The organism is Streptococcus oralis, from assembly GCF_003943395.1.
Lineage (GTDB): Bacteria > Bacillota > Bacilli > Lactobacillales > Streptococcaceae > Streptococcus > Streptococcus oralis_BF.
Genome location: NZ_RJPJ01000005.1, coordinates 132900 through 142759, shown reverse-complemented (window position 1 = coordinate 142759; position 9860 = coordinate 132900). Strand labels below are relative to the sequence as shown.

The window sequence follows — 9860 nt, the reverse complement described above, 5'->3', positions numbered from 1 at the left end:
ATCACGTAGTGCTTCAGCTTCAGCATCAACAAGTTTGAGCAACAGCATCTCTGCTTCAATCAGTGCATCTGAATCAGCAAGCACAAGTGCAAGCAACAGTGCCTCAGAGTCAACAAGCGCATCTGTATCTGATTTAACAAGCGCAAGCAACAGCGAGTCTGCATCACGTAGTGCCTCAGCTTCAGCATCAACAAGCTTGAGCAACAGCATCTCTGCTTCAATCAGTGCTTCTAACTCAGCAAGCACAAGCGTAAGCAGCAGTGAGTCAGCTTCACGTAGTGCCTCAGCTTCAGCATCAACAAGCTTGAGCAACAGCATCTCAGCTTCAATCAGTGCTTCTAACTCAGCAAGCACAAGTGCAAGCAACAGTGTCTCTGCATCAACAAGTGCATCAGTATCTGATTCAACAAGCGTAAGCAACAGCGATTCTGCTTCAATCAGTGCTTCAGACTCAGCAAGCAAGTCTGCGTCTGAATCAACAAGCACAAGCGACAGCAACAGTGCCTCAGCGTCAACAAGCGCATCTGTATCTGATTCAACAAGCGTAAGCAACAGCATCTCTGCTTCAATCAGTGCTTCAGAATCAGCAAGCACAAGTGCGAGCAACAGCATTTCTGCTTCAATCAGTGCATCAGAATCAGCAAGTACAAGTGCAAGCAACAGTGCTTCAACATCTGACTCAGCAAGCAAGTCTGCTTCAGAATCAGCAAGCACAAGCGCAAGCAACAGTGCCTCAGCGTCAACAAGCTTGAGCAACAGCATCTCTGCTTCAATCAGTGCTTCAGACTCAGCAAGCAAGTCTGCGTCTGAATCAACAAGCACAAGCGACAGCAACAGTGCCTCAGCGTCAACAAGCGCATCTGTATCTGATTCAACAAGCGTAAGCAACAGTGAATCAGCTTCACGTAGTGCCTCAGCTTCAGCGTCAACAAGCGTAAGCAACAGCATCTCTGCTTCAATCAGCGCTTCTAACTCAGCAAGCGCAAGCGCAAGCAACAGTGCATCAACATCTGACTCAGCAAGCAAGTCTGCTTCAGAATCAGCAAGCACAAGCGCAAGCAACAGTGCTTCAGCGTCAACAAGCGCATCTGTATCTGATTCAACAAGCACAAGCACAAGCGCAAGCAACAGCATCTCTGCTTCAATCAGTGCTTCTAACTCAGCAAGCACAAGCGCAAGCAACAGTGCTTCAGCGTCAACAAGCGCATCTGTATCAGATTCAACAAGCTTGAGCAACAGCATCTCTGCTTCAATCAGCGCATCAGAATCAGCAAGCACAAGCGCAAGCAACAGTGCTTCAGCGTCAACAAGCGCATTTGTATCTGATTCAACAAGCACAAGCACAAGCGCAAGCAACAGCATCTCTGCTTCAATCAGTGCTTCTAACTCAGCAAGCACAAGCGCAAGCAACAGTGCTTCAGCGTCAACAAGCGCATCTGTATCAGATTCAACAAGCTTGAGCAACAGCATCTCTGCTTCAATCAGCGCATCAGAATCAGTTAGCGCAAGCGCAAGCAACAGTGCATCAACATCTGACTCAGCAAGCAAGTCTGCTTCAGAATCAGCAAGCACAAGCGCAAGCAACAGTGCCTCAGCATCAACAAGCGCATCTGTATCAGATTCAACAAGCTTGAGCAACAGCATCTCTGCTTCAATCAGTGCTTCTGAATCAACAAGCACAAGCGTAAGCAACAGTGCCTCAGCGTCAACAAGCGCATCTGTATCAGATTCAACAAGCATGAGCAACAGCATCTCAGCTTCAATCAGTGCGTCTGAATCAGCAAGCAACAGTGCATCAACATCTGACTCAGCAAGCAAGTCTGCCTCAGAATCAGCAAGCACAAGCGCAAGCAACAGTGCCTCAGCGTCAACAAGCGCATCTGTATCAGATTCAACAAGCATGAGCAACAGCATCTCTGCTTCAATCAGTGCTTCTGAATCAACAAGCACAAGTGTAAGCAACAGTGCTTCAGCATCAACAAGCGCATCTGTATCAGATTCAACAAGCTTGAGCAACAGCATTTCTGCTTCAATCAGTGCTTCTGAATCAGCAAGCAATACTGGAGGAAATGATTCGGCATCGGCAAGTGCATCATTGAGTACCAGCACAAGTACATCTAAATCACTTAGCGATAGCGTTTCAAGCAGTTTGAGTACAAGTGCGTCACAACAATCTAACTCATTCAGCTATAGCAAGGGTGAACCAGCAAGCGAATCTAAGCTAGAATTTAACCTTCCTAGCTACCTCGCTTCTGTAAGTGAAAGTACTTCAGTTTCACTCAGTACTTCAGCAAGTGTATCCTTGAGTGATAGTACTTCAGCATCAATCAGTGCAAGCAATGCTGGAGGAAATGAATCAACTTCAACCAGCGCATCATTGAGTACAAGCGCAAGCGAATCTGCATCAGTAAGCACAAGTGTAAGCGCAAGTCAATCAGCATCAGCCAACGCAGCGAATGCATCAGCAAGTGAGTCTGCATCTATAAGCACTAGCCTAAGTGCAAGTCAATCAGCATCAGCCAACGCAAGCAAGACACCAACACCAGGTGGAGGCTTCCACTCAGCAAGTACAAGCACTGGCCCAGGTAGTGTATCAAATTCAGGAACTGCAAGCGATTCAGCTTCACACAGTGTGTCTGTAAGTACATCATTGAGCGATAGTGCAAACGCCTCAGCTAGCTTGTCTGACAGTGCTTCAATCTCAAGTGCATTGAACCACTCACAAGCTCCTGCACAACAACCTGCTGGACCAGGACATTCAAACGGTAGAAGACTTCCAAATACAGGAACTGCAAGTAACCAATTTGCTGGTTTTGGATTAGGAGTAGCTGCCTTGGCAACTGCCTCTCTTCTTGGCAAGAAGAAGAAATCAGCAGCTTCTGAAATGGATTTAGAAGACTAAGTCCCTAAAATCGACTAAAATGGAATTGTTGATATCATTTTAGCGATGAAAACAAGAACCCCAGATGGCTCAAGGCTATCTGGGGTTTGTTTGTGGGTTCATTTTTAATCTATAGGCCTTTTTAGTTCTTTCTGTCTACCTTTTTTGTTATACTAGTAGGAGTGATTATCTATAGAAAGTTTATGGGAGTCTGTTAATAAAAGCCTAGAAAAGGAAGAGCAGATTTTTCTCCCATAATGGTAAAAAAGTCTTATGTCTCAATCTTATATCAATGTTATCGGAGCAGGTTTGGCAGGTTCTGAAGCAGCCTACCAAATCGCAGAACGTGGTATTCCAGTTAAACTCTATGAAATGCGTGGTGTCAAGTCAACACCCCAGCACGAAACAGATAATTTTGCTGAGTTGGTTTGTTCCAATTCTCTTCGTGGAGATGCTCTGACAAATGCAGTGGGTCTCCTCAAGGAAGAAATGCGTCGCTTGGGTTCTGTTATCTTGGAATCTGCTGAAGCTACACGTGTTCCTGCGGGTGGTGCCCTTGCAGTGGACCGCGATGGCTTCTCTCAAATGGTGACCGATAAAGTAGTTAATCATCCCTTGATTGAAGTGGTGCGTGATGAAATTACAGAGTTGCCGACAGATGTTATTACAGTTGTCGCTACTGGTCCTTTGACGAGCGATGCTCTAGCTGAAAAAATTCATGCTCTTAATGACGGTGATGGTTTCTATTTCTACGACGCGGCAGCACCTATCATTGATGTCAACACCATTGATATGAATAAGGTCTATCTCAAGTCTCGTTATGACAAGGGAGAAGCGGCCTATCTCAACGCTCCTATGACTAAGCAAGAGTTTATGGATTTCCATGAAGCCTTGGTCAATGCCGAGGAAGCTCCATTGAATTCTTTTGAAAAAGAAAAGTACTTTGAAGGATGTATGCCTATTGAAGTCATGGCTAAACGTGGTATTAAAACCATGCTTTATGGTCCGATGAAACCAGTCGGTCTGGAGTATCCAGACGACTACACAGGCCCTCGCGATGGGGAGTTCAAAACACCGTATGCTGTTGTCCAACTTCGTCAGGACAATGCGGCTGGTAGCCTCTACAATATCGTCGGTTTCCAGACCCACCTCAAATGGGGAGAACAAAAGCGTGTCTTCCAAATGATTCCGGGTCTTGAAAATGCGGAGTTTGTTCGTTATGGTGTCATGCACCGCAATTCCTACATGGATTCACCAAATCTTCTTGAGCAGACCTATCGTTCTAAGAAACAACCAAATCTTTTCTTTGCTGGTCAAATGACGGGTGTAGAAGGCTATGTTGAGTCAGCAGCTTCAGGATTAGTTGCAGGTATTAATGCGGCTCGACTCTTCAAGGGTGAAAGTGAAGCTATCTTCCCAGAGACCACAGCGATTGGAAGTCTGGCTCATTACATCACTCACGCTGATAGCAATCACTTTCAACCTATGAACGTCAATTTTGGGATTATCAAGGAGTTGGAAGGCGAGCGTATCCGTGATAAGAAGGCTCGTTATGAAAAAATTGCAGAGCGTGCCCTTACCGACTTAGAGGAATTTTTAACGGTCTAATTTTTTTGAAAGAATTGCTCATGGTACTATAAAAATCTTAGAAATTGTGATAAAATAGGTAGGATAAAAAAAGGAGAGTAAAAATGGCTAACCCCAAGTATAAACGTATTTTAATCAAGTTATCAGGCGAGGCTCTTGCAGGTGAACGTGGCGTAGGGATTGATATCCAAACAGTTCAAAAAATTGCAAAAGAGATTCAAGAAGTTCATAGTCTAGGGATCGAAATTGCCCTTGTTATTGGTGGAGGAAATCTCTGGCGTGGAGAACCTGCAGCAGAAGCAGGAATGGACCGCGTTCAGGCAGATTATACAGGAATGCTTGGGACTGTTATGAATGCACTTGTAATGGCAGATTCATTGCAGCAAGTTGGCGTCGATACACGTGTGCAAACAGCTATTTCAATGCAACAAGTGGCTGAGCCTTACGTACGTGGACGTGCTCTTCGCCACCTTGAAAAAGGCCGTATCGTTATCTTTGGTGCTGGGATTGGTTCACCTTACTTCTCAACAGATACAACAGCGGCCCTTCGTGCAGCTGAAATTGAAGCGGATGCCATCCTTATGGCTAAAAATGGCGTAGATGGTGTTTACAATGCCGATCCTAAGAAAGACAAAACAGCCGTTAAGTTTGAAGAATTGACCCACCGTGACGTTATCAACAAAGGTCTTCGTATCATGGACTCAACAGCTTCAACCCTCTCTATGGACAACGACATTGACTTGGTTGTCTTCAACATGAACCAACCAGGCAACATCAAACGTGTCGTATTTGGTGAAAATATCGGAACAACAGTTTCAAACAATATCGAAGAAAAGGAATAAGAAAATTATGGCTAACGCAATTGTAGAAAAAGCTAAAGAGAGAATGACCCAGTCTCACCAATCACTTGCTCGTGAATTTGGTGGTATCCGTGCCGGTCGTGCCAACGCAAGCTTGCTAGACCGTATCCACGTAGAATACTATGGAGTCGAAACTCCTCTTAACCAAATCGCTTCTATTACTATCCCAGAAGCACGTGTCTTGTTGGTAACACCATTTGACAAGTCTTCATTGAAAGACATCGAACGTGCCTTGAACGCTTCTGACCTTGGTATCACACCAGCTAATGACGGTTCTGTGATCCGCTTGGTTATCCCTGCTCTTACTGAAGAGACTCGTCGTGACCTTGCCAAAGAAGTGAAGAAGGTCGGTGAAAATGCTAAAGTAGCTGTCCGTAACATCCGCCGCGACGCTATGGACGAAGCTAAAAAGCAAGAAAAAGCAAAAGAAATCACTGAAGACGAATTGAAGACTCTTGAAAAAGATATTCAAAAAGTAACAGACGATGCTGTGAAACACATTGACGACATGACTGCCAACAAAGAAAAAGAACTTTTGGAAGTCTAAAATTAAACAGAAAAACTCAGTTGGCATTGCTGGCTGAGTTTTATTCGAAAGAAGGAAATATGAATACAAATCTTGCAAGTTTTATCGTTGGACTTATCATCGATGAAAATGACCGTTTTTACTTTGTGCAAAAGGATGGTCAAACTTATGCTCTTTCTAAGGAAGAAGGCCAACACACAGTAGGGGATACAGTCAAAGGTTTTGCCTATACCGATATGAAGCAGAAACTCCGCTTGACCACTCTAGAAGTGACTGCCACTCAGGACCAATTTGGTTGGGGAACCGTAACAGAAGTTCGTAAGGACTTGGGTGTTTTTGTCGATACCAGTCTACCTGACAAGGAAATCGTTGTGTCACTTGATATTCTCCCTGAGTTCAAGGAACTATGGCCTAAGAAAGGTGATAAACTCTACATCCGTCTTGAAGTGGACAAGAAAGACCGAATCTGGGGACTATTGGCTTATCAAGAAGATTTCCAACGTCTGGCTCGTCCTGCCTACAACAACATGCAGAACCAAAACTGGCCAGCCATTGTTTATCGACTCAAGCTGTCAGGGACCTTTGTCTATCTGCCAGAGAATAACATGCTTGGTTTCATTCACCCAAGTGAGCGCTACGCAGAGCCACGTTTGGGGCAAGTGTTAGATGCGCGTGTTATCGGTTTCCGTGAAGTGGATCGTACCTTGAACCTATCCCTCAAACCACGTTCCTTTGAAATGTTGGAAAATGATGCTCAGATGATTTTGACCTACTTGGAAAGCAATGGCGGTTTCATGACCTTAAACGATAAGTCATCTCCTGAGGACATCAAGGCAACCTTTGGCATCTCAAAAGGCCAGTTCAAGAAAGCGCTCGGTGGCTTGATGAAGGCTGTTAAAATCAAGCAAGATCAGTTTGGGACAGAGTTGATTTAGGTCTTATAGACATGATAAAGAAACTTGAAGAAATGAGTTTAGAGGAACTCTGGCAACTTTTTCCTATTTTTCTAGTAGAGCACAAGTCAGAGTGGAAAGACTGGTATGAATCGGAAAAAACAAGTCTGAAAAAAATATTGGGTGCAAATATTATTCAAAGAATAGAACATATCGGTAGCACTGCTATCCCTAATATTTGGGCCAAAAGTATCGTTGATATTCTGCTAGAAGTAGGTAGAATAGAGGATTTAGCAAGAGTTAGGGATTTATTGGTGAAGAATGGTTGGCTAGTGATGTCGGAGAGTCCTAACAGGATTTCGCTAAATAAAGGATATACAGAGCAGGGATTTGCTGAGAAAGTTTTTCATCTACATTTGCGAATGACGGGAGATCATGACGAGATTTATTTTAGAGATTATCTCTGCCAGCACCCAGATATCGCCCAAGCGTATCAGGAATTAAAACTAAGTTTGTGGAAAAAATTTGAACACAATCGAGACGCCTATACAGATGCGAAAACAGATTTTATAAACCACTACGTATCAGAGGCTAAGTCCAGTAATTTTCAAGAATCAGAAAAGTGTCATCAAAAAAGTCTTGATAGGAGAAAGAATTGAGAAAATCATTTTACACTTGGCTCATGACTGAGCGCAATCCTAAAAGTAACAGTCCTAAAGCCATCTTGGCGGACCTCGCTTTTGAAGAGTCAGCCTTCCCAAAACACACAGATGATTTTGATGAGGTGAGTCGCTTTTTGGAGGAGCATGCCAGTTTCTCTTTTAACCTAGGAGATTTTGACGCCATTTGGCAAGAATATTTAGAACACTAGAGACAATGAGATGAGGCTAGTATTTTATTGTTCTCTTTGCTATAATAAAAAGAAATAAACGGATTAGAGAGGTTCTTTATTTGAAGGAACATTCAATAGACATTCAACTGAGTCATCCAGATGACCTGTTTCATCTTTTTGGTTCTAATGAACGCCATCTTCGTTTGATGGAAGAAGAACTCGATGTGGTGATTCATGCTCGTACAGAGATTGTCCAGGTTTTGGGAGAAGAGGCTACCTGTGAGGGAGCCCGTCAGGTTATCCAAGCCTTGATGGTCTTGGTTAATCGTGGGATGACGATTGGTACACCAGATGTGGTGACGGCTATTAGCATGGTCAAAAACGATGAAATCGACAAGTTTGTCGCCCTTTATGAAGAAGAAATCATCAAGGACAATACTGGGAAACCGATCCGTGTCAAAACTTTGGGTCAAAAGCTTTATGTAGACAGTGTCAAACAGCATGATGTGACCTTTGGAATTGGGCCAGCAGGGACAGGGAAGACCTTTCTTGCAGTGACCTTGGCAGTAACTGCCCTTAAACGTGGGCAAGTCAAGCGGATTATCCTTACTCGTCCAGCAGTGGAAGCAGGTGAGAGTCTAGGATTTCTTCCGGGAGATCTCAAGGAGAAGGTCGATCCCTATCTTCGACCAGTTTATGATGCCCTGTATCAGATTCTGGGGAAAGACCAAACGACTCGTCTCATGGAACGTGAGATTATTGAAATCGCGCCCCTTGCCTACATGCGTGGTCGAACCTTGGATGATGCCTTTGTCATTCTCGATGAGGCACAAAATACGACCATCATGCAGATGAAGATGTTCCTGACTCGTTTAGGCTTTAATTCTAAGATGATTGTCAATGGGGATATCAGTCAGATTGACCTGCCGCGAAATGTCAAGTCCGGTTTGATTGATGCCCAAGAAAAGCTCAAGAACATTCATCAAATTGACTTTGTTCATTTTTCAGCCAAGGATGTGGTTCGCCATCCAGTTGTCGCTCAAATTATCCGAGCCTATGAACCAGCTCCAGTTAAAAATGAAGAGAAGAACGAAGAAACAGAATAGCAAAAAGAGCAGTTCAGATGAAGCTGCTCTTTATCGTATCTGTGTTAATTAGTTAATGTCTTTAGACAAGTTCATCAATCGAAGTGTAATCCTTATCTAGCCCTTGGGCAACTGGAAGACTAGTCAAGTAACCTTGGTAAGTTGTCACTCCTTCACGTAAGCCTTGATCTTCAGTGACTGCTTTTTGGAATCCCTTGTCAGCTAAAGCTTCGATATAAGGAAGGGTGACATTAGTTAGGGCGATGGTTGAAGTACGAGCTACCGCGCCAGGGATGTTGGCAACAGCATAGTGGAGCACCCCATGTTTTTCATAGACGGGCTCATCGTGCGTTGTCACACGATCAGCTGTTGCGATAACACCACCTTGGTCAACGGCAACGTCAACGATGACAGATCCCGGACGCATTTGTTTGACCATCTCGTCTGTCACCAGTTTTGGAGCCTTAGCACCAGGGATGAGAACTGCACCAATCACCACATCAGCATCTCTCACACTTGCTTCGATGTTGAAAGAATTTGACATAAGAGTTTGGATTTGGTTTCCAAAGACTTCTTCTAGTACAGAGAGACGTTTAGCACTGATATCTAAAATAGTCACTTGAGCACCGAGTCCCAAGGCGATGCGGGCAGCATGTGTACCAACGACACCGCCACCGATGATGGTTACTTTTCCTTTTGGAACACCCGGTACACCACCAAGTAGGACACCAGAGCCGCCAGCTTGTTTGGTAAGGAAGTGAGCACCGATTTGAACTGCCATACGACCGGCAACCTCACTCATAGGAACGAGGAGCGGTAGGTGACCTAGGGAGTCACGGACAGTCTCATAGGCAATTCCTGTTGTTTTTGCTGCTAGCATGGCATCTGCTAACTCTGGAGCAGCAGCCATGTGCAAGTAGGTGAAGAGGAGAAGATCGTCGCGCAAATAAACGTATTCAGAAGCTAGTGGTTCTTTTACTTTCACGACTAATTCGACAGCCCAGGCTTCAGCAGCAGTAGCGACAATCTCAGCTCCTTGCTTTTGATAGTCAGCATCAGTAAATCCTGAACCGAGACCAGCATTTGTTTCGATGAGGACGCGATGTCCACGGCTGACTAAACTGTGGACGCCAGCAGGTGTGAGTGCGACACGGTTTTCATTATTTTTAATTTCTTTTGGGATTCCGATTAACATA

At 44.4% G+C, this 9860-nt stretch carries 9 protein-coding genes and 1 pseudogene; 8 read left to right on the top strand and 2 right to left on the bottom strand.

The features are described 5' to 3' along the window. Nucleotides 1-2109 (bottom strand): annotated as a pseudogene (locus tag D8802_RS10435) (hypothetical protein); the annotation flags it as partial. A 40-nt stretch (nt 2110-2149) separates the two neighbouring features. On the opposite strand from D8802_RS10435, the gene D8802_RS10430 reads away from it, so the two are divergent. The 8 genes from D8802_RS10430 to D8802_RS05605 all read left to right on the top strand — a co-directional run bounded on the left by D8802_RS10430 (nt 2150) and on the right by D8802_RS05605 (nt 8685). Further along, a complete protein-coding gene (locus D8802_RS10430) occupies nt 2150-2902 on the top strand; it encodes an LPXTG cell wall anchor domain-containing protein (RefSeq protein WP_312023257.1) in 753 nt (250 codons plus the stop codon). A 252-nt stretch (nt 2903-3154) separates the two neighbouring features. Next, complete coding sequence (gene trmFO / locus D8802_RS05635; RefSeq protein ID WP_125395106.1) at nt 3155-4489, top strand: methylenetetrahydrofolate--tRNA-(uracil(54)-C(5))-methyltransferase (FADH(2)-oxidizing) TrmFO; 1335 nt, start codon at nt 3155-3157, stop codon at nt 4487-4489. 83 nt (nt 4490-4572) lie between these two features. After that, a complete protein-coding gene (pyrH, locus tag D8802_RS05630; RefSeq protein ID WP_000002990.1) occupies nt 4573-5310 on the top strand; it encodes a UMP kinase in 738 nt (245 codons plus the stop codon). A 7-nt stretch (nt 5311-5317) separates the two neighbouring features. Then, a complete protein-coding gene (gene frr / locus D8802_RS05625) occupies nt 5318-5875 on the top strand; it encodes a ribosome recycling factor (RefSeq protein ID WP_001262236.1) in 558 nt (185 codons plus the stop codon). 59 nt (nt 5876-5934) lie between these two features. Continuing rightward, nucleotides 5935-6789: an RNA-binding virulence regulatory protein CvfB gene (cvfB, locus tag D8802_RS05620; protein WP_125395105.1), complete on the top strand. Its 855-nt coding sequence runs from the start codon at nt 5935-5937 to the stop codon at nt 6787-6789. 11 nt (nt 6790-6800) lie between these two features. Then, nucleotides 6801-7406, top strand: a complete 606-nt coding sequence (locus D8802_RS05615) for a GrpB family protein (protein WP_125395104.1) — start codon at nt 6801-6803, stop codon at nt 7404-7406. After that, nucleotides 7403-7618: a YozE family protein gene (locus tag D8802_RS05610; protein WP_001232084.1), complete on the top strand. Its 216-nt coding sequence runs from the start codon at nt 7403-7405 to the stop codon at nt 7616-7618. The genes D8802_RS05615 and D8802_RS05610 overlap by 4 nt, the downstream gene beginning before the upstream one ends. 80 nt (nt 7619-7698) lie before the next feature. Continuing rightward, on the top strand, nt 7699-8685 hold the full coding sequence (locus D8802_RS05605; RefSeq protein ID WP_125395103.1) for a PhoH family protein: 987 nt from the start codon (nt 7699-7701) through the stop codon (nt 8683-8685). A gap of 61 nt (nt 8686-8746) precedes the next feature. Here the strand turns inward: D8802_RS05605 and ald are convergent, their stop codons facing one another. Then, nucleotides 8747-9859, bottom strand: a complete 1113-nt coding sequence (gene ald, locus D8802_RS05600; RefSeq protein WP_125395102.1) for an alanine dehydrogenase — start codon at nt 9857-9859, stop codon at nt 8747-8749. Nucleotide 9860 lies beyond the last annotated feature (1 nt).